Source organism: Streptomyces sp. NPDC111628 (assembly GCF_055635195.1).
In genome coordinates this window covers 724,489-747,100 of record NZ_JBVKBZ010000006.1, presented here as the reverse complement: position 1 = coordinate 747,100, position 22,612 = coordinate 724,489, and the positions used below count along the sequence as shown (strand labels likewise).

Here is a 22,612-nt window from a genome sequence, read left to right as displayed (position 1 = left end):
TCCACTTCAGATGGTCGAGGAGCTCTTTTTCCTTGGACATCGGTTTCCGTCCTTGGTACGGGTGAAGGAGTTTCAGGACCGGCCGAACTCACGCTGGATGAGTTCGAGCACCTCGTCTGCGGACGCGTCGTCGAGGTCGTCGCCGGTCTCGGCCGGGTCTTCCGTGCCGCCGATCCGGGTCAGCAGGCCCTGGAGCCGGCCGCGCAGTCCGGAGAGGGCCACCTGGTCGAGTTCCGCTTCGTCGATGAGTGCTTCCAGGCCGGTCAGCTCGGCGAACACGTCGCGGCGTCCGCCGGAGCCGTCCCCGCTCAGTTCCGCCAGCAGGAACCGGGCGACGGCGGCCGGGGTGGGGTGGTCGAAGACCAGGGTCGAGGGCAGGGGCAGGCCGGCCACTGCGGTCAGCCGGTCGCGCAGCCGGACGGAGAGCAGCGAGTCGAAGCCGCTGTCACGGAAGGCCTGCTCGGCCTCGACGACCTCGCGGCCGTCCTCGCCGAGGGTCCAGGCGGTCTCGTCCCGCACGAGGTCCACCAGGTGGGCGAGCCGTTCGTCCGGGTCCAGGGTGGAGAGCCGGGCCGCGAGCGCGCCGTCCCGTGGGGTCCCTTCGGGGCCGTGGGAGGCGTCGTAGGAGGTGCCGTTGGAGCTGTCGCCGCCGTACGAGCGGGCCTCCGCGTCGAGCCAGAAACGGCGGCGCTGGAAGGGGTAGGTGGGCAGGTCCACCAAGCGGCTGCCGCTGCCCTCGTAGAGCGCCGCCCAGTCGGTCTCGGCGCCCGCGGTCCAGAGTTCGGCCACGGCCGTCAGCAGGGTCTCCGGCTCGGCCCGCCCGGGGCGCAGTGCCGGGGCGAGTGCCATCGTCGCGGTGTCCGCGCACTGACCGACCAGTGCGGTGAGTACGGCGTCGGGGCCGACCTCCAGCCATCGCACGACGTCCTTGGCGCACGTTTCGGCGACGGCGTCGGCGAAGCGTACGCAGTCCAGGATCTGGAGGGCCCAGTACTCCGGGTCGGTCCAGCCGAGTCCGCTTCCCTGGGCGGTCGGGACGGCGTCCACCTGGAGGTCGTGGAACGTCACGGAGCCCAGTACGGCACGGAAGTCGTCGAGCACCGGCGCCATGAGCGGGGAGTGGAAGGCGTGGCTGACGGTCAGTCGACGCGTCTTGACCTCCTGGCTCCGCCACCGGTCGGCCAGCGTGTCGAGGGTGTCGAGCGGCCCGGAGAGGACGACGGAGTGTGGGCCGTTCACCGCCGCGACGGCGATCTGGGCCGTCTCGTTCCCGTCGGCCTCCTTGAGGGTGAGCAGCACCTGTTCCTCGGTCTCCTGGACCGCGAGCATCCCGCCGCCTGCGGGCAGCGCGTCCATGAGCGATCCCCGGCTGTGCACGATCCGGCAGGCGTCGGCGGCCGACCACAGCCCCGCTACGTGGGCCGCCGCCAGTTCGCCGACGGAGTGTCCGACGACGACGTCGGGCCGCAGGCCCCAGGACTGGAGGAGACGGGCCAGCGCGACCTCGATGGCGAAGAGTGCGGCCTGCGCGTGCACGGTGCGGTCCAGCAGGGGCTGGTCGTCGCCGAAGACCACGTCGGCGAGGGCGGGCGCCTCCGGGTCGATGTCGGCGAAGTGTGCGCAGATCTCGTCGAACGCGGCGGCGAAGACGGGCTGGGCGGCGTACAGGTCGCGGCCCATGCCGATGCGCTGGGCGCCCTGGCCGGTGAACAGCCAGGCGGTGCGGCCGCGCAGGGCACGGCCGCGGACGACGGTGCCGGGCCAGGCGACGGCGCGGTGCTCGAACCGGGTGCGGGTCAGCAGGGTGCGGCCGACGTCCACCGGGTCGGCTTCGAGGGCGGCGAGTCGTGCGAGCTGCTCCTCGACCGCTTCCGGGTGTTTCGCGGAGACCGGCCACGGTGCCGACGGCAGTGCGCCGGACGGCTCGGGGGCGGGCGCCTCGGGTGCCTGTTCCAGGATGACGTGGGCGTTGGTGCCACTGATCCCGAAGGAGGAGACGGCCGAGCGGCGCGGGTGGCCCGCCTGGTCCCACGGGGTGGGTTCGGTGATGAGGCGGACCGCGCCGGACTCCCAGTCGACGTGCGGGGAGGGCTCGTCGGCGTGCAGCGTCTTCGGCAGCACCCCGTGCCGCATCGCCTCGACCATCTTGATGATCCCCGCGACGCCGGCGGCGGCCTGGGTGTGCCCGATGTTCGACTTGATCGTTCCGAGCATGAGCGGCCTGTCCTGGGGCCGGTCCTGGCCGTAGGTCGCCAGCAGGGCCTGCGCCTCGATCGGGTCGCCCAGGGTCGTGCCGGTGCCGTGGCCCTCGACGGCGTCCACCTCGGCGGACGACAGACCGGCGCTCGCCAGGGCCTGCCGGATCACGCGCTGCTGGGAGGGTCCGTTGGGGGCGGTCAGGCCGTTGGACGCGCCGTCCTGGTTGACCGCGCTGCCCCGTACGACGGCGAGTACCCGGTGCCCGTTGCGCCGGGCGTCCGACAGCCGTTCGAGCAGCAGCATGCCTACGCCCTCGCTCCAGCCCGCGCCACCGGCGTCGGCGCCGAAGGCCCGGCAGCGGCCGTCCTGCGACATGACCCGCTGGCGGCTGAACTCCACGAAGGGTCCGGGCGTCGCCATGAGGGTGGCGCCGCCGGCGAGGGCGAGGTCGCACTCGCCCTGGCGCAGCGACTGGGCGGCGAGGTGCAGGGCGACCAGCGACGACGAGCATGCCGTGTCCACCGTCATCGCCGGGCCCTCCAGGCCGAAGGTGTACGCGATGCGGCCGGAGGCGACACTGCCCGCGCTGCCGTTGCCGACGAAGCCCTCGACCTCCCGCGGGACCGTCAGCAGCCGGGAGCCGTAGTCGTGGTAGACCAGTCCGACGAATGTGCCGGTGCGGCTGCCGCGCAGCGTGGTGGGGTCGATCGTGGCCCGTTCGAAGGCTTCCCAGGAGGTTTCCAGGAGCAGCCGTTGTTGCGGGTCCATGGCCAGGGCCTCGTGCGGGGAGACGCCGAAGAAGGTGTGGTCGAACTCGGCGGCGTCGTAGAGGAACCCGCCCTGCCGGGCGTAGGTCTTGCCGGAGGCCGCCGGGTCGGGGTCGTAGAGGCCGTCGAGGTCCCAGCCGCGGTCCTCGGGGAAGTCGCCTACGGCGTCCACCTCGCCGGTGACGAGGTCCCACAGGTCCTCGCTGCTGCGGACGCCGCCGGGGTAGCGGCAGCTCATCGCGACGATCACGACGGGGTCGGTGTCGGCGGGGGCCGCGGTCCGCACCGGCGCGGCGGGGGTGGGCCGGTCGCCGCCGAGGAGGCGGTCGCCCAGGTAGGAGGCGAGTGGGGCCGGGGCCGGGTAGTCGAAGACGACGGTGGCCGGGAGCTTGAGCCCGGTCGTGGCGGCGAGCCGGTTGCGGAACTCCACGGCGGTGAGCGAGTCGAAGCCGACCGCCTGGAACGCCTGGTCGGCCTCGATGGCGGCCGGCGTGGCGAGTCCGAGTACCGCCGCGGCCTCGCCGCGCACCAGGTCGAGCAGGAACGCGGCGCGCTCCGTGTCGCCGAGCGAGGTGAGCCGCTTGAGCAGGCCGGTGGCGTCGGCGGTTTCGGCCCGGCGCCGCGCGGGCGTCCGGACCAGGCCGCGCAGCACTGCGGGCGGGAGTGCGGACGCGGCGGCCGAGCGCAGCGCCGCCAGGTCGAAGCGGACCGCCGTCAGGTTCGCCTCGTCGGTTCGGCAGGCCGCGTCGAACAGCGTCAGGCCGTGGGCGAGTTCGAGCGGTGGGATGCCGCCCCGGGCCATCCTGGCCAGGTCGATCTCACTCATGTGGCGCGTCATGTCGCTCTCGACCGCCCACAGGCCCCAGGCGATGGAGACGGCGGGCAGACCCAGGGCCCTTCGGTGGGCGGCGAGCCCGTCGAGGAAGGTGTTGGCGGCGGCGTAGTTGCCCTGGCCCGCGCCGCCGAAGACACCGGCGACCGACGAGAAGAGCACGAACCGTGCCAGGTCGTGGTGGCGGGTCGCCTCGTGCAGGTTCCGGGCCGCGTCGGCCTTGGCGCGCATGACCGTGCCGACCCGCTCCGGGGTGAGGGACGCCAGGACGCCGTCGTCGGTCACACCGGCGGCGTGGATCACCGCGGTGAGGGGGCGTCCGGCGGTGAGGGCGGCGACCTGCCCGGCGTCGCCGAGGTCGCAGGACACGACTTCGGCCTCGGCTCCGAGCTCGGCGAGTCCGGCGACCAGGTCGTCGGCGCCGGGCGCGGACGGGCCGCGCCTGCTCACCAGGACCAGGTCCCGGACGCCGTGCTCCCGCGCCAGGTGGCGGGCGATCTCGGAGCCGAGCACACCGGTACCGCCGGTGATCAGCACCGGGCCGTCGCCGAATCCCCGCTGCTCGGGGAGGGTGAGGACGACCTTGCCGATGTGGCGGGCCTGGGAGACGAACCGGAACGCCTCCCGCGCCCGGGACAGCTCCCAGGTCCGGACGGGCAGCGCCTCCAGTGTTCCGGCCGTGAACTGCTCGAGCAGTTCGCCGTACATGGCGCTGATCCGCTCGGGCCCGGCGTCGTGCAGGTCGAAGGCCTGGTAGGTGACGCCGGGATGGGACCGGCCCACCGCCGCCGCGTCCCGGACGTCGGTCTTGCCCATCTCCAGGAACCGGCCGCCCTCGCTCAGCAGTCCGAGCGACACGTCCACGAACTCACCGGCCAGGGAGTTCAGCACCACATCCACGCCACCGGACGCTCCATCGGACGCCCCACCGAAGGCAGTGCCGAAGTCCACCGTCCGAGAACTGGCGATCCGCTCCTCCGCAACACCCAACCCCCGAAGGACATCCCACTTGCCTTCGGACGCGGTGGCATACACCTCCGCCCCCAGATACCGGCAGATTTGCACCGCCGCCATCCCCACACCACCAGCCGCGGCATGAACCAACACCCGGTCCCCCACCCCGACCCCACCCAGATCACGCAACGCATACCAAGCCGTCAAAAACACGATCGGCACCGAAGCCGCCTGCTCCCACGACCACCCCTCCGGCACCCGGCACACCATCCGCGCATCCGCAACCACCACCGGCCCGAACGCACCCGACGCCATCCCCATCACCCGGTCCCCGACCCGCACCCCCACCACACCAGGACCCGTCTCGGACACCACACCGGCACCCTCACCACCCAACTCCACCGCACCCGGATACATCCCGAGCGTGTTGAGGACGTCGCGGAAGTTGACACCTCCCGCGCGCATCGCGATCCGTATCTGGCCGGGGGCCAGCGGCTCGTCCGCCTCGGGTGCCGGTATCAGCTTCAGGTCGTCGAAGGAGCCGCTCGGGGCGGGCGCCAGCCGGTAGTGGTCCGTTCCGGCCGGTGGGCGGAGCCCGTCGTCGGCGGCGAGGCGCGGGACGAGGACCTGGCCGGCGCGGACTGCGACCTGGGGTTCACCGGCCAGTACGGCGGTCTCGACGGCCGCGGTGACGGCCGTGGAGTCCTCGTGCGGGGCGGCCGTGGAGGCGTCGTGCGGGGCGGGCGCCTCCAGGTCGACCAGGACGATCCGGCCCGGGTGCTCGGACTGGGCCGAGCGGACCAGGCCGACGACGGCCGCTGCGGCCAGGTCGGGGACCCGGTCGTCCTCGACGGCGGCGACCGCTCCGCCGGTCAGGACCGCCACGGTCGGCTCGTCGGGGTCGGCCATCAGGCTCTGGAGTTCGGCCAGGGTCCGGGAGACCGCGTCGGCCGGTGCGGCGCCGTCGTCGAACCGGCTGTGCAGGAGCACCGTCCCGGGAGCGGTGTCGGCCTCGCCGGACGACCGCAGTCCGTCGGGCAGGGCGGTCCACACGGTGCGGTACAGGCCGTCGGCGGCGTCGTCGGGACGGTCCTGGCCGGCGGTGAGGGCCCGCAGGGTCAGCGACTCGACCCGGGCGACGAGGGCGCCGGAGGTGTCCGCGGCGGTGAAGGCGACACCGGTGCCGGATTCGGCGGCGGCCAGCCGGACGCGCAGCCGGGAGGCGCCGACCGCGGCCAGGGACACGCCGCGCCAGGAGAAGGGCAGCCAGGCCTGGCCCTCGTCGCCGAGGAAGGGGCCGAAGCCGACGGCGTGCTGGGCGGCGTCGAGGACGGCCGGATGCAGCCCGTACTCCTCGACGCCCACCCCGTCGGGCAGCGCGACTTCGGCGAACACCTCGCCACCGCGGGTCCATACGCCGGTCAGCCCCTGGAAGGCGGGGCCGTAGCCGAGGCCGCGCTCGGCCAGCGCCGGGTAGAAGCCGTCCAGGTCGGCGCGCCGGGCGTCGCGCGGCGGCCAGGCCGCGAGGTCGGCGGTGTCGGAGCCGACGGGCGAGGGGGCATCGGTCAGCTCGCCGGTGGCGTGCCGCGTCCAGGTCTCGGCGTCGTCGGGACGGGAGAAGACCCGCACCTCACGGGTGCCGCCGTCGCTCCCGTCGACCACCACCTGCACGGCCACGCCGCCGCGGTCGGGAACGGTCAGCGGCGTCTCGACGGTCAGCTCCTCGATCCGGGCGCAGCCCACCTCGTCGCCGGCGCGCAGCACCATCTCCAGGAAGGCGGTGCCGGGCACGAAGACCGTGCCGCCGACCCGGTGGTCGCCGAGCCAGGGCTGGCCGGCCAGCGACAGGCGTCCGGAGAGCACCAGGGGTCCGTCCCCGCCGACCGGCACGCTCGCGCTGAGCAGGCCGTGGTCGAGTGAGCGCAGACCGGCCGAGGTGACGTCCGCGTCGGTGCGGCCCTCGGCCCAGTAGCGCCGGCGCTGGAAGGCGTAGGTGGGCAGGTCGGCCCGTGCGCCGTCCCCGGTGACCAGCGGCGACCAGTCCACCTCGACCCCTGCCGCGTGGGCGGCGCCCACCGACAGTGCGAAGCGGTCCAGTCCGCCCTCGCCGCGGCGCAGCGAGGGTACGACCCGTCCGGTGGCGCCCGCAGCGTCGAGGGTCTGCTCGATGCCGTGCGGCAGGACCGGGTGCGGGCTGCTCTCCACGAAGGTGAGGTGGCCGTCGGCGACGAGGCGGCGGACGGTGGCGTCGAACGCGACGGTGCGGCGCAGGTTGCGGAACCAGTACGCCGCGTCCAGGGTGGCGCCGTCGACGGGTTCGGCGGTGACGGTCGAGTAGAAGGCGACGGAGGTGGACCTGGGCTCGATCCCGGCCAGCAGCCCGGCGAGTTCGTCCTCCAGGGCGTCCACGTGCGGGGAGTGCGAGGCGTAGTCCACCGGGATACGGGTCGCCCGGACACCGTCGGCCTGGTAGCGGGCCTTCAGCGCGTCGAGGGCCTCGGGGGCGCCGGACACGACGGTGGAGGAGGCTCCGTTGACGGCGGCGATGCCGAGCAGGCCGGGCCAGGCCCCGAGGTCGTCGGCGACCCGTTCGGCGGGCAGCGCCACGGACATCATGCCGCCGGTGCCGGCGAGCGCGGTCAGTGCGCGGCTGCGCAGGGCGACGATCCTGGCCGCGTCCTCCAGGGAGAGGGCTCCGGCGACGCAGGCGGCGGCTATCTCGCCCTGGGAGTGGCCGACGACGGCGGCGGGTTCGACGCCGAAGGAGCGCCAGGTCTCGGCGAGGGCCACCATGACGGCCCACAGCGCGGGCTGCACCACGTCGACCCGGTCGAGCGCGCCGCGGTCGGTGTCGGCGAGCACCTCCGTCAGCGACCAGTCGGTGTGCGGGGCGAGGGCGGCCGCGCACTCCTGGAGCCGGTCGCGGAACGCGGGCGACTCGCGCAGCAGCCGGTCGGCCATGCCGATCCACTGGGAGCCCTGGCCGGGGAAGACGAACACCGGGCGGGCGTCGCCCGGTGCGAAGCCGGTCACGACGCGGGCGTCGGGCGTCCCGGCGGCGACCGCCTCGAGTCCGGCGAGGAGTTCGTCCCGCTCGGAGCCGACCACGACGGCCCGGTGTTCGAAGCGGGCCCGCCGTGTCACCAGCGCGGCGGAGAGGTCCGAGATCCCGGTGTCGTCCGCGGGTTGTGCGAGGCGGGCCAGGAGGGCGGAGGCCTGTGCGCGCAGGGCGGCCTCGCTGCGGGCCGAGACCGGCCAGACGGTGACGGGTGCCGGGTCGGCGGGCTCGGTGGCCGGGTCGGCGGACCGGTCCGGGTCTCCTTGTTCGAGGATCAGGTGGGCGTTGGTGCCGCTCATGCCGAAGGAGGACACACCGGCCCGCATGGCCCGGCCCGTGTCGGGCCAGGGGCGTGCCTCGGTGAGCACGCTGACGTTTCCGGCGGACCAGTCGACGTGCGGGCTGAGGGCGTCGACGTGCAGGGTCCTGGGCAGCACGCGGTGCCGCATCGACTCCACCATCTTGATCACGCCGGCGACGCCGGACGCGCCCTGGGCGTGACCGATGTTCGACTTGAACGACCCGATGTACAGGGGAAGTTCGGCGGGCCGCTCCTGGCCGTAGGCAGCGATGAGGGCCTGTGCCTCGATGGGGTCGCCGAGGGTGGTGCCGGTGCCGTGGGCCTCGACGGCGTCCACGTCGGAGGGGGCCAGGCCGCTGTCGCGCAGCGCCTGGCGGATGACCCGCTGCTGGGAGGGGCCGCTGGGGGCGGTCAGCCCGTTGGAGGCGCCGTCCTGGTTGACGGCGCTGCCGCGGATCACCGCGAGGACGCGGTGGCCGTTGCGGCGCGCGTCCGACAGCCGCTCCAGCAGGACGGTGCCGACGCCCTCGCCCCAGCCGACGCCGTCGGCCGACGCCGAGAAGGCCTTGCACCGGCCGTCCGGGGACAGGCCGCGCTGCCGGCTGAACTCGGTCAGGCCGACGGGCGTCGACAGGAGGGTGCTGCCGCCGCCCAGGGCCATGTCGCACTCGCCCTGGCGCAGCGCGCGCACCGCCAGGTGCAGCGCCACCAGCGAGGCCGAGCACGCGGTGTCGACGGTGACGGCCGGGCCTTCGAGGCCGAAGGTGTAGGCGACCCGGCCGGAGACGACGCTGGTCGCGGTGCCGGTGAGGAAGTAGCCTTCCGCGTCCGGGTCGTCGGTGATGAGACCGCCGTAGTCCTGGCCGCTGATGCCGGCGTACACACCGGTGTGGGTGCCGCGTGCGGTGGCCGGGTCGATACCGGCGTTCTCGAAGGTCTCCCACGCGACCTCCAGCAGCAGGCGCTGCTGCGGGTCCATGGCCAGCGCCTCACGCGGTGAGATGCCGAAGAAGGCCGGGTCGAAGTCGCCCGCGTCGGTGAGGAATCCGCCGTGCCTGGCGTAGGTCTTGCCGGGGGCCTCGGGGTCGGGGTCGTAGAGGCCCTCGACGTCCCAACCGCGATCGTCGGGGAGTTCGCCGATGGCGTCGGTGCCGGTGACCGCGACCCGCCACAGGTCGGCGGGCGAGGCGATGCCGCCCGGGTAGCGGCAGGCCATACCGATGATCGCGACGGGCTCGTCCGCGGAGCGGGAGCGGTGCCGTTCGGTGTCCTGCTCACCGCCGAGGAGGAGGCCGGCGAGGTGCCGGGCGAGCGCCACGGGCGAGGGGTGGTCGTAGACGAGCGTGCCGGGCAGCGTGAGACCGGTGGCCATGGCGAGCCGGTTGCGCAGGCCGACCGCGGTCATCGAGTCGAAGCCGGAGTCGGTGAACGGCCGGTCGGAGCGCAGGTCGGTGCCCGCGGCATGACCGAGTACGGCCGCGGCCTCGGCCCGGACCAGCTCGGTGAGCGCCCGTAGCCGCCCGGCCTCGTCGAGCCCGGCGAGGCGGGCGACCAGCGCCGGGGAGCCGTCGGGGTCGGCCTGCCGGATCGGGGTGCGTACGACGCCGGCGGCCGCGGGCGCCGACGGGTCGAGCCAGTATCCCTGCCGCTGGAAGGCGTACGTGGGCAGGTCGACGTCGGCTCCGACTCCGGCTCCGACTCCAGCTCCGGCTCCGGCTCCGGTGGTCAGGGCCCGCCAGTCGGCCCGTACACCGCGCACGTGCAGTTCGGCGACGGCCCGCAGCAGCTGGGTGTCCTCGGGGTGGTCCCGCAGCAGGGCGGGGACGAACGCGGAGTCCTCGGTGGAGCACTGCTGGCCGAGGGCGGCCAGCACTCCGTCGGGGCCGATCTCCAGGAAGGTGCGGGCGCCCGCCTCCTCCTGCGCGGTGATCGCGTCGGCGAACCGGACGGGCTCGCGCAGTTGGCGGACCCAGTACTCGGGGTCGTCCCAGCGACCGGGGCCGCCGGTCGTCGTGACGTCGTGGAACGGCGGGTGGAAGTCGAGGGTCGCGAGGACGGCACGGAAGTCGTCCAGCACCGGTTCCATCAGCGGCGAGTGGAAGGCGTGCGAGACCTCCAGCTGCCTTACCCGCAGGCCCTGTTCCCGCCATTGGTCGGCGAGCGGGGCGAGCGCGTCGAGCGCTCCGGAGACCACGGTCGCGGCGGGCCCGTTGACGGCGGCGATCCACACGCCGTCCGGCAGCTCGGCCGCGACGTCGGCCTCGCCGGCGGCGACCGCGAGCATGCCGCCGCCCGACGGCAGGCCGTCCATGAGGGCGCCGCGCGCGGCGACGAGCCGGCAGGCGTCGGTGAGGTCCAGGACCCCGGCGACATGGGCGGCGGCCAGCTCGCCGACGGAGTGTCCGGCCACCGCGTCCGGTACGACGCCCCAGGACTCCAGCAGCCGGTACAGCGCGACCTCGACCGTGAACAGCGAGGCCTGGGCGGCGGCCGTCCGGTTCAACGCGGCCGGGTCCTCGCCCCACATGAGGGAGCGGATGTCCAGCCCGGCGGCCTCGAACCCGGCGACGGCCGCGTCGAACGCGGCGGCGAAGGCGGGGTGGGCGGCGTGCAGGGTCCGGCCCATGCCGAGGCGCTGGGCGCCCTGACCGGTGAACAGGAAGGCGAGCCCGCCGCCCGTGACGGTACCGCGCACGGACGCGGGCCCGAGCCGCCCCTCGGCGAGCAGCGCCAGCTCGGCGAGCAGCTCGGCACGGTCGGCGCCGACGACGGCGGCCCGGGCCTCCAGGTGTGAGCGGGTGGTGGCGAGCGAGCGCGCGATGTCGCCGACGTCCAGCGCGGGGTGGTCGGTCAGATGGCGGTGGAGCCGCTCGGCCTGGGCGCCGAGGGCGAGGCCGTCGTGGCCGGACAGCGGCCACACCACGAGCTTCTCGTCCGAAGGCTCCTCGTCCGAAGGCTCCTCGTTCGAGGGCTCCTCGTTCGAGGGCTGCTCGTTCGAGGGCTGCTCGTTCGAGGGCTGCTCGTTCGAGGGCTGCTCGCTCGAGGAGTGCTCGAACGAGGGCTCCTCGATGATGACGTGGGCGTTGGTGCCGCTGATCCCGAACGAGGAGACGGCGGCGCGGCGTGGGTGGTCCCCCCGGGTCCAGTCGCGCTGCTCGGTGAGCAGCCGTACCTCGCCCGCGTTCCAGTCGACGTGCGGGGACGGCTCGTCGGCGTGCAGGGTCCTGGGCAGCACCTCGTGCCGCATCGCCTCGACCATTTTGATGATCCCGGCGACACCGGCGGCGGCCTGGGCGTGGCCGATGTTCGACTTCACCGTGCCGAGCCACAGCGGCCGCCCGTCCGTACGGTCCTGGCCGTACGTCGCCAGCAGCGCCTGCGCCTCGATCGGGTCGCCCAGGGTCGTCCCCGTACCGTGCGCCTCGACCACGTCCACGTCGCCCGTGACCAGTCCGGCACTGTGCAGCGCCTGCCGGATCACCCGCTGCTGGGAGGGCCCGTGCGGTGCGGTCAGCCCGTTGGAGGCGCCGTCCTGGTTGACGGCGCTGCCCCGGAGCACGGCGAGGATCCGGTGACCGTTGCGCCGGGCGTCCGACAGGCGCTCCACGAGCAGCAGGCCCACGCCCTCGCCCCAGCCCACCCCGTCGGCCGACGCGCCGAACGCCTTGCAGCGGCCGTCCGGGGACAGCCCCCGCTGACGGCTGAACTCGATGAACGTGCCGGGCGTCGCCATGACGGTCACCCCGCCCGCGAGCGCCAGGTCGCACTCGCCCGTCTGCAGCGACCGGGCCGCCATGTGCAGGGCGACGAGGGAGGAGGAACAGGCGGTGTCGACGGTGACGGCGGGGCCCTCGAGCCCGAAGGTGTAGGCGACCCGACCGGATGCGACGCTGCCCGAGTTGCCGGTGCCGAGGTAGCCCTCGACCTCCTGCGGCACGGGGTCGGCGAGCGTCCCGTAGTCGTGGTACATGACGCCCGTGAACACACCGGTCCTGCTGCCGCGCAGCGAGGACGGCGCGATCCTGGCGTGCTCGATCGCCTCCCAGGAGGTCTCCAGCAGCAGCCGCTGCTGCGGGTCCATCGCCAACGCCTCACGCGGCGAGATGCCGAACGCGTTGGCGTCGAAGTCCTGGGCGTCGGCGAGGAAGCCGCCCTCACGGGCGTAGCTCTTGCCGGACGCGTCGGGGTCGGGGTCGTAGAGTGCGTCGGCGTCCCAGCCGCGCTCGGCGGGGAAGCCCGTGATGGCGTCCGCCCCGTCTGCGACGAGCTTCCACAGCTCCTCCGGCGAAGTGACACCGCCGGGGAAGCGGCAGCTCATGCCGACGATCGCGACAGGTTCCCCGGCCAGCTCCTCGATACGCGAGCGCAGGCGCTCGTTCTCCTTGAGCGAGGCCCGGAGCGCGGCTACGAGACGGTCAGAACCACTGTTGTCCACTGTCGTGCTTCCCCTTCAGCTGCTGGAGTTCGCGAGTGCCAGGGCGATGAGGTCCGCGGCGTCCATCGCGTCGATCGAGTCGGCGGCAGTGGCCTGTTCGGCGTCGGACGCCGCTGCGACGGCCGGTTCCGGTGCCAGCTCGGTGGTGATCAGTTCAGCGATCGCTTCCGGCGTCGGCCGGTCGAAGACCAGCGTCGCCGGAAGGGCGATCCCGGTTGCGGCGCGCAACCGGTTGCGGAGTTCGACGGCGCTGAGGGAGTCGAACCCCAGCTCCTTGAAGGAGCGTTCCGCGCCCACGGCCGCCGCCGAGCGGTGTCCGAGCGCTCCCGCGACCTCCGTGCGGACCAGGTCGAGCACCGCCCGCGGGCGGGCGGACTCCGCCAGTGCGGCCAGTCGTGCCCGCAGCGCGGCCGGCTGGTCGGACCGGTCGGCGCGGGCGGCGCCGGTCTTGCCGGTGGTGGTGACGAGACGGCTGAGCAGTCGGGGCAGGCGGCCCTCGGCGGCCTGGGCGCGCAGCACGGCCGAGTCGAACCGGACCGGCACCGTGGTCGGGTGCGTTCCGGCGACGGCGAGGTCGAACAGGGCGAGCCCGTCGTCCCGGCCGAGGGCGCGCATGCCCGACCGCTCGATTCTCTCCCGGTCGGCGTCCGCGAGTTCGCCGCCCATGCCGCCCTCCCACAGCCCCCAGGCGAGGGACGTGGCGGGCAGGCCCCGCGCCTGCCGCCAGTCGGCGAGCCCGTCGAGGTAGGCGTTGGCGGCGGCATAGTTGCCCTGTCCGGCGCCACCGAGCCATCCGGCGGCCGAGGAGAACAGCACGAACGCCGCCAATTTCTGATGCCTCGTCAGCTCGTGCAGGTGCCAGGCGCCGTCGGTCTTCGGACGCAGCACCGCGTCCAGGCGCTCAGGAGTGAGCGACCCGATCACACCGTCGTCGGTGACGCCCGCCATGTGCAGGACGGCCGACAGGCTGCGCCCGTCCAGCAGACGGGCGGCGGCCTCGCGGTCGCCGACATCGCAGGCGACGGTCTCCACGCGTGCGCCGAGGCCTTCGAGTTCCGCCGCGAGTTCGGCGGCGCCCGGGGCATCGGGGCCGCGGCGGCTGGTCAGGAGCAGATCGCGCACACCGTACGCGACGACGAGATGACGGGCGACGAGCGCACCGAGCGCGCCGGTGCCGCCGGTGACCAGCACCTGACCCGATCCGAACCGCGGCCGTTCCCCGGCCTCCGACCCCGTGTCCGTCGCCGTCGTCCGCTCCTTGCGGGGCACGGCGGCAGCGAGCCGCGGTACGAGGATCTCCGCACCGCGCACGGCGACCTGCGGTTCCCCGATGTCGAGCGCCCGCCGTACGCCGTCGTCGTCCTCCGCGTCGATGAGCAGGAACCGGCCGGGGTTCTCGGTCTGCGCGGAGCGGACCAGGCCCCAGACCGCCGCGTGCCCGAGGTCCGTGACGGGCTCGACGGCACCGCTGGTGACGACCGCGAGCCGCGGCCCCTCGTCGGCAAGTCCGGCTTGAACGGCCGTGAGGGCGGCGGCGACAGCCGCGCGCACCGCGGCCGGTTCGGTGCCCTCCGTGGCCGGGAGACGGAACACCTCGACCGGGGCGGCACCGGCGGTGCCGTCGGCTTCGGGGGTGTCCGCGGTGCCGGCCGTGGTGGCGGATGCCGGCTGCCAGACCGGCGTGAGGTGGCTGTTCCGGAGGCGGGCGGGCACGGCCCCGGCCGTGACGTGACGGAGCGTCAGCGAGGCGATCTCGCCCACCCGGACACCGTCGGCGGACAGGGACAGCGCCGCCTGCTGCTCACCCGCGGCGCTGAGCCGCACGAGCAGCGTGGCGTCGGGCGGAGTCTGCCTCAGAGTGAGACCGCGCCAAGCGAAGGGAACGAGGGTCTCCGTCCCGCTGGGCCGGTCTCCTCCGTCGCCCTCTTCGCCTCCGTCACCGTTCAGGAGCAGGGCGATCGGGTGCAGGGCGGCGTCGAGCAGAGCGGGGTGCACGACGTGGTCGCCGGTCAGCTCCGGTGCCTCCACCTCGGCGTAGACGTCGGCCCCGTGCCGCCAGACGTGCTTGACACCGCGGAACGCCGGGCCGTAGGCGAGGCCCCGGTCGGCCAGCGAATCGTAGAAGCCGTCGAGTGCGATCGGCACCGCGTCGGCGGGCAGGGCGTCCGCCTTCGCGTCGGCGGGCACCGTGGTGCCGAGTGTGCCCTCCGCGTGCCGGACCCATTCCGCGTCCGGCTCCTCACCACGGGAGTGGACGGTGAACGCCCGGCGGCCCTCGGCATCCGCCTCGGCGACCGCCATCTGCAGCCGCACCGGCCCGTCATCCAGGGTGAGCGGCGCGTCGAGCGTCAGTTCCTCGACCGTGTCGCACCCGGTCTGCGCGGCGGCGTGCGACGCCAGGTCGGCGAAGGCCGTGCCGGGCAGGATCACGGCGCCCATGACCCGGTGCTCGGCGAGCCAAGGCAGGCTGGCGAGGTCAAGCCGGCCGGTGAGCGTGTAGTTGCCCGTACCGGCATGCTCGATGACCGAGCCGACCATGGGGTGGTCGGAGCCGTCGACACCGAGCGTGACGGGCTCTGCGGAACCGGCACCCGCGTCGATCCAGTAGCGCTGGCGTTGGAAGGGGTAGGTCGGCAGGTCGACGAGGCGGGATCCCGTGTACTGGGTGGCCCAGTCGAGTTCGATGCCGGAGGTCCACAGGGTGGCCAGGGCGGTGACGAAGGTGTCGGTCTCGTCCTGGTCCTTGCGCAGGCAGGGGGCGAGTACGGGGGCGTCGTCGCGGATGGCCGCAACCAAGGCGGACAGGACGGCATCCGGGCCGACCTCCAGCCACGTCGTCACGTCTGTAGCGGCGTTCACGGCGTCGAGGAAGCGGACCGGTTCGCGGACCTGTTGGACCCAGTACTCCGGGTCCGACCAGCCCAGTTCGCACCGGGCCGTGGCCTGGTACCGCATCGACGGCTCGCCGAACTCCACCGACGCCAGCACGGCACGGAAGTCGTCCAGCATCGGCTCCATCAGCGCGGAGTGGAAAGCATGGCTGACGTTGAGACGCTTGCCGTCCAGACCCTCCAGCGCATCGAGAGGCCCGGAGACGACCACCGAGGAGGGTCCGTTGACCGCCGCGAGACCGAGACCGGGGCGGCCCTCGATCGCGGTAAGTGCGTCGGTCTCGCTCATGCGCAGGGCGACCATGCCACCGCCCTCCGGCAGTGCGTCCATCAGCCGGCCCCGCGCCGCCACCACCCGGCAGGCGTCCTGCAACGACCACACACCCGCCACATGCGCCGCCGCCAGCTCACCCACCGAATGACCGATCAGCACATCCGGCCGCACACCCCACGACTCCAGCAGCCGGAACAACGCCACCTCGACGGCGAACAAGGCGGCCTGGGCGTGCATCGTCCGGTCCAGCAGCTCGTCGTCGCGCACCTCTAGGCACGCAGCCACCTCGTCAAACGCGGCAGCAAAGACGGGGAACTTGCCGTAGAGCTCACGACCCATACCGACCCGCTGCGCACCCTGCCCCGTGAACAACGCGGCCAGACCACCGCCACGCACCACCCCACGCACATCACCGCCCGACCACACCACCGCACGATGATCAAACCGAGAACGCAGAGCGAGTGAACGAGCAACACGCTCCGCCGGAGCGTCGACGCCACTCAGCGCGTCCACCAACTGCTGAGCTGCCTCAGGCGACTTGGCCGACACCGGCCACATTGTCACCGGAGCAGTCGCAGTCGGCTCCGCGACCGGCTCCTCGTCAGGAGCCTGTTCGAGGATGACGTGGGCGTTGGTGCCGCTGATCCCGAACGAGGACACCCCCGCGCGGCGCGGGCGACCTGTCTCCGGCCAGTCCACGGCCTCGGTCAGCAGCCGCACCTCACCCGAAGCCCAGTCCACGTGCGGCGACGACTCGTCCGCATGCAGGGTCTTAGGCAGCACGCCATGCCGCATCGCCTCGACCATCTTGATGATCCCGCCGACACCGGCAGCCGCCTGAGTGTGGCCGATGTTCGACTTCAGCGACCCCAACCACAGGGGGCGTTCATCCGTCCGCTCCTGGCCGTAGGTGGCCAGCAGTGCCTGTGCTTCGATCGGGTCACCCAACGTCGTGCCCGTCCCATGGCCCTCGACCGCGTCGACCTCGGCGGGCGAGAGACCGGCGCTGGACAGGGCCTGCCGGATCACCCGCTGCTGCGAGGGACCATTGGGGGCGGTCAGGCCATTGGAGGCGCCGTCCTGGTTGACCGCGCTGCCCCGGACCACCGCAAGGACTCGATGCCCGTTGCGACGCGCGTCCGACAACCGCTCCAGGACCAGCATGCCCACGCCCTCGCCCCAGCCCACACCATCGGCCGACGCACCGAACGCCTTGCACCGCCCATCCGGGGAAAGCCCCCGCTGACGACTGAACTCCACAAACGTCACCGGCGACGACATCACCGTCACGCCGCCGGCCAGCGCCAGGTCGCACTCACCCTGCCGCAGGGCCTGGGCCGCGAGATGCAGGCTCACCAGAGACGACGAACACGCCGTGTCCACCGTCATCGCCGGACCCTCGAAACCAAACGTGTACGAGATACGGCCCGACGCGACACTCCCGGCGCTGCCATTGCCGAGGTAGCCCTCGGCCTCGATGGGCACGTCGCGGAGGCGCGCGGCGTAGTCGAAGTACATGACGCCGGCGAACACGCCGGTACGGCTGCCGTGCAGCGAGGCCGGGTCGATTCCCGCGCTCTCCGCCGCCGCCCAGGAGGTTTCCAGCAGCAGCCGCTGCTGCGGGTCCATCGCCAACGCCTCACGTGGCGCGATCCCGAAGAACGAGGCGTCGAACTCCGCCGCGTCGTGCAGGAAGCCGCCGTGCCGCACGTAGCTGTGCCCGTGTGCGTCCGGATCGGGGTCGTACAGGGACTCCAGGTCCCAGCCGCGATCGTCCGGCCAGGCACTGACGCCGTCGCGACCGTCGGCGACCAACTGCCACAGCCCGTCGGGGGAATCGACGCCACCCGGATACCGACAGCTCATCCCGACGATGGCGATCGGCTCGTCGACGGCCACCGTGGCCGGTATCGCGCTGTCGGCGCTGTCGGCAGTGACGCCGGTCAGCTCGGCCAGCAGGTGGCGGGTGAGTGCTCGGGGCGTGGGGTGGTCGAAGACGAGCGTGGCGGGCAGCCGCAGCCCCGTCCCGGCATTCAGCCGGTTCCTGAGGTCCACACCGGTGAGCGAGTCGAAGCCGAGATCCCGGAAGGGCTTCCCCAGTTCGAGGGTCCCCGCCGTGGAGTGGCCGAGAGCCGCCGCCACGGACTCCCGCAGGAGGGTCTCGACCGACTGCTCCAGAGCCGCCGGATCCAGGGCGGTGGCCGGGTCGATACCGGGGGCGGCAGACGTGGCGGAGGAGCGGCGTCGATGTCCCTTGACCATGTGCCGCAGCAACGGAGACATCAACTCGGGGTCGGCACGCCTCAGGTCGAGCGCGAGCGGTACGACGACCGCCGTGCTGCCGACCGGCCCGGCCTCGTCCCTGACGACGTCGAGCAGAGCGGCGTCGAACAGGGCGAGTGCGGAGTCGACCGAAAGGGGGGCCATCCCGGTGCGAGCCATACGGGCACGGTCCAGGTCGGTGACGGAAGCGCCGAGGCCGGCGTCCCAGAGGCCCCAGGCAAGTGAGACCGCCTGACGACCGGTGGCGCGACGCCGGGCCGCGAGACCGTCGAGGAAGGCGTTGGCCGCGGCGTAGTTCGCCTGCCCCGGGGTGCCGAGGACACCTGCGGCCGAGGAGAAGAGTACGAACGCGTCGAGTTCGAGGTCCGCGGTCAGCTCGTGCAGGTTCCAGGCCGCGTCGAGCTTGGGGCGCAGAACGGCGTCGAGACGGTCGGGAGTGAGAGCCTCCACGAGCCCGTCCTCGGTGGTGCCCGCCGTGTGCACGACGGCCGACCAGTGCCGCTGGGCGATCAGTTCGGCGGCCTGTGCACGGTCCCCGAGGTCGCAGGCGCGGATGTCGACGGCTGCGCCGAGGCCGGTCAGCTCGTCCGCCAGTTCCGTGGCGCCGGGGGCGGTCGGGCCGCGACGGCCGGCGAGCACCAACTCGGTGACGCCGTGCTCGGTCACCAGGTGCCGGGCCATCGCAGAGCCGAGGGCTCCGGTCCCGCCGGTGACCAGGACCGGCCCCGTACCGAAGGCACGCCGAGCGTGCCGTCCGTCGTCCTCGTCCGCACCGGCACTCCGACCGGGGACCAAGCGGGCCAACCGGGGCACGAGGGCCTCGCCGCGTCGGATCACGACTTGGTCCGCGCCCTCGGGCAGAGCAGCCGGAACCGCGTCCGCGTCCACATCGACGAGGACGAAGCGTCCCGGGTGCTCGGACTGGGCCGAGCGGATCAGGCCCCAGGCGGAGGAGTGTCCAAGGTCGGTGGCACCGTCCCCGGTGTCGACGGCACCCCGGCTGACGATCACGAGCGGGCCGGTGTCGGTCCCGGCCAGCCGTTCCTGGACCAGGCCGAGCACGTGGTGAACGGCCGCCCGTACGCCCTCGGCACCGGGCTCGGTACGCGGCAGCCGGACCAGCTCCGGCATCGGCCGCGACGCTTCGGACGCCGGCTGCCATTCGAGCCGCAGGAGCGTGTCGGACCCGCTGGTGCGGGCGGTACGCAGCTGGTTGGCGGTAACCGGCATGAGGTCGATCTGAGCGGCCTCGCACAGAACGGCGCCCGACGGATCGGCCAGGGTCAGGGAGACACCGGACCCGTTGGGCCGCAGCCTGACCCGCGCCACGGCCGCCCCACGATGGTGCAGTTGGACACCCTGCCAGACGAACGGCAGCTTGGCCGTACCGTCGGCGTCCGGGAGCAGACCGACGCCGTGCAGCGCCGAGTCGAGCAGCCCGGGGTGGATACCGAACCGGCCGGCCTCACGGGCATCGTCGGCCTGAAGCTCGGCATACAGGTCGTCACCCGATCGCCATGCCGCTCGTACGCCCCGGAAGGCCGGGCCATAGGCGAAACCGACCTCGCCCAGCGCGGCGTAGAAGCCTTCGAGGGGCAGTTCCTCGGCATCACGTGGCGGCCATGGGGCGGACAGGCTCTCGGCGGGGACGGCTTCGCCGAGGACGCCCCCGGCGTGCCGCGTCCAGGGCTCGGTGCTGTTCTCGGGCCTGGCGTGGACGACGACCGCGCGAGTGCTCTCGCCCTCTTCCACGGTCACCCGGAGCTGGACGGCGCCGTCCTCGGGGAGGATCAGGGGTGCTTCCAGGGTGAGTTCCTCGACGCGCAGCAGGCCGACTTCCTCACCGGCGCACAGCAGTAGCTCGACGAACGCGGTACCCGGCACGATGAGCGCACCCATCACCCGGTGGTCCGCCAGCCAGGTGTGGGTGGTCCGGGACAGACGACCGGTGAGCACGACGGAGCCGGAGGAGTCGTCCCCGGGGACGCTCACGACCGCGCCGACCAGAGGATGGTCCGCGGAATCGAGCCCGGCACCGGTGACGTCCAGGGCGGCGGACGACGCATCCAGCCAGTAGCGTTCGTGCTGGAAGGGGTAGGTCGGCAGGTCGACGGGGCGGGCTCCCGTGTACTGGGTGGCCCAGTCGAGTTCGATGCCGGAGGTCCACAGGGTGGCCAGGGCGGTGACGAAGGTGTCGGTCTCGTCCTGGTCCTTGCGCAGGCAGGGGGCGAGTACGGGGGCGTCGTCGCGGATGGCCGCGACCAGGGCGGACAATACGCCGTCGGGGCCGACCTCCAGCCACGTGGAAGCGTCCGCCGCGTTCACGGCGTCAAGGAAACGGACCGGCTCACGCACCTGCTGGACCCAGTACTCCGCATCCGACCAACCCAGCCCACAGGAGGCCGTGGGCTCGTACCGCATCGACGGCTCAGCGAATTCGACCGACTCCAGCACGGCACGGAAGTCGTCCAGCATCGGCTCCATCAGCGTGGAGTGGAAAGCGTGGCTGACGTTGAGACGCTTGCCGTCCAAGCCCTCCAGCGCATCAAGGGGGCCGGAGACGACCACCGAGGAGGGTCCGTTGACCGCCGCGAGGCCCACCCCGGGGCGGCCCTCGATCGCGGTAAGTGCGTCGGTCTCGCTCATGCGCAGGGCGACCATGCCGCCGCCCTCGGGAAGTGCGTCCATCAGCCGGCCCCGCGCCGCAACGACCCGGCAGGCGTCCTGCAACGACCACACACCCGCCACATGGGCGGCCGCCAGCTCACCCACCGAGTGACCGATCAGCACATCCGGCCGCACACCCCACGCTTCGAGCAGCCGGAACAGCGCCACCTCAACGGCGAACAACGCGGCCTGGGCGTGCACCGTCCGGTCCAGCAGCTCGTCATCGCGCACCTCAAGACACGCAGCCACCTCGTCAAACGCGGCAGCGAACACCGGGAACCTCGTGTACAGCTCCCGGCCCATGCCGATCCGCTGCGCACCCTGACCCGTGAACAGCGCGGCCAGACCACCGCCACGCACCGTTCCGCGCACGTCCCCGCCCGGCCACACCACCGCACGGTGATCAAACCGAGAACGCAGGGCGAGTGAACGGGTGACACCCTCCGCTGGCGCATCCAACCCGCCGAGCGCTGCGATCAGTTCCTCGACCGCCTCGGCGGACTTCGCCGACACCGGCCACAACGCCACCGGCGCAACCTCAGTCGGCTCCGCAACCGGCTCCTCGTCAGGAGCCTGTTCCAGGATGACGTGGGCGTTGGTGCCACTGAATCCGAACGAGGAGACACCCGCCCGGCGCGGGCGACCCGTCTCCGGCCACTCCACGGCCTCCGTCAGCAGCCGCACCTCACCCGAAGCCCAGTCCACATGCGGCGACGGCTCATCCACATGCAGGGTCTTCGGCAGCACACCATGCCGCATCGCCTCCACCATCTTGATGATCGAAGCAACACCCGCAGCCGCCTGCGTATGACCAATATTCGACTTCAACGACCCCAACCACAGAGGACGTTCATCCACACGCTCCTGACCGTACGTCGCCAACAGCGCCTGCGCCTCGATCGGGTCACCCAACGACGTCCCCGTCCCATGCGCCTCCACCGCATCCACCTCGGCGGGCGACAGACCAGCGCTGGACAGGGCCTGCCGGATCACCCGCTGCTGCGACGGACCATTCGGAGCAGTCAAACCGCTGGAGGCGCCGTCCTGATTGACCGCACTGCCCCGGACCACCGCAAGGACCCGGTGGCCATTGCGCCGAGCGTCCGACAGGCGCTCCAGGACGAGCATGCCCACGCCCTCGCCCCAGCCCGTCCCGTCGGCACCGGCGGCGAACGCCTTGCAGCGGCCGTCGACGGCCAGACCCCGCTGGCGGCTGAAGTCGATGAAGGTGACGGGCGTCGACATGACGGTCACCCCGCCGGCCAGCGCCAGGTCGCACTCGCCCTGCCGCAGCGCCTGCGCCGCGAGATGCAGGCTCACCAGAGACGACGAGCAGGCCGTGTCCACGGAGACCGCGGGGCCCTCGAACCCGAAGAAGTAGGAGACACGTCCGGACAGGATGCTCGCGGTGCCGCCGGTGCCGAGGTACCCCTCGGTCTGGTCGAGGGCGGCGTTCTGAAGCGACACGTAGTCCTGGCCGTTGGTCCCGGTGAACACTCCGGTGCGGCTGCCGCGCAGCGCGGCCGGGTCGATTCCCGCGTGTTCGATCGCCTCCCACGAGGCTTCGAGCAGCAGGCGCTGCTGCGGGTCCATGGCCAGGGCTTCGCGCGGCGAGATACCGAAGAACGAGGCATCGAAGCCGGCCACGTCCGACAGGAACCCGCCTTCGCGCACGTAGCTGGTACCGAGTTCGTCGGGGTCCGTGCTGTTGAGGGCGTCGAGGTCCCAGCCGCGGTCGGTGGGGAAGCCGCTGACGGCATCGCGGCCGTCGATGAGCAACTCCCACAGCTCTGAGGGGGATTGAACTCCGCCCGGGTAGCGGCAGCTCAGTCCCACGATCGCGAGTGGTTCGCGGGCGGCCTCACGCAGCTGGAGGTTCTGCTGCCGGAGCTGCCGGACTTCCTTCAGGGAGTCGCGCAGGGCGACGACCACCTCTTGCATCGACTTGTCC

The 22,612-nt window shown here is 72.9% G+C and carries 2 protein-coding genes; both read right to left on the bottom strand.

The window, feature by feature from the left end; all coding sequences use genetic code 11:
* Positions 1-72: 72 nt before the first annotated feature.
* Positions 73-12,546 carry an SDR family NAD(P)-dependent oxidoreductase gene (locus tag ACZ7MF_RS32555; RefSeq protein WP_471481846.1) on the bottom strand — a complete coding sequence of 4,158 codons (12,474 nt, stop codon included), beginning with the start codon at positions 12,544-12,546 and terminating at the stop codon, positions 73-75.
* A 15-nt stretch (positions 12,547-12,561) separates the two neighbouring features.
* Positions 12,562-22,593 carry an SDR family NAD(P)-dependent oxidoreductase gene (locus tag ACZ7MF_RS32550; RefSeq protein ID WP_471481865.1) on the bottom strand — a complete coding sequence of 3,344 codons (10,032 nt, stop codon included), beginning with the start codon at positions 22,591-22,593 and terminating at the stop codon, positions 12,562-12,564.
* Between the last annotated feature and the right edge of the window lie 19 nt (positions 22,594-22,612).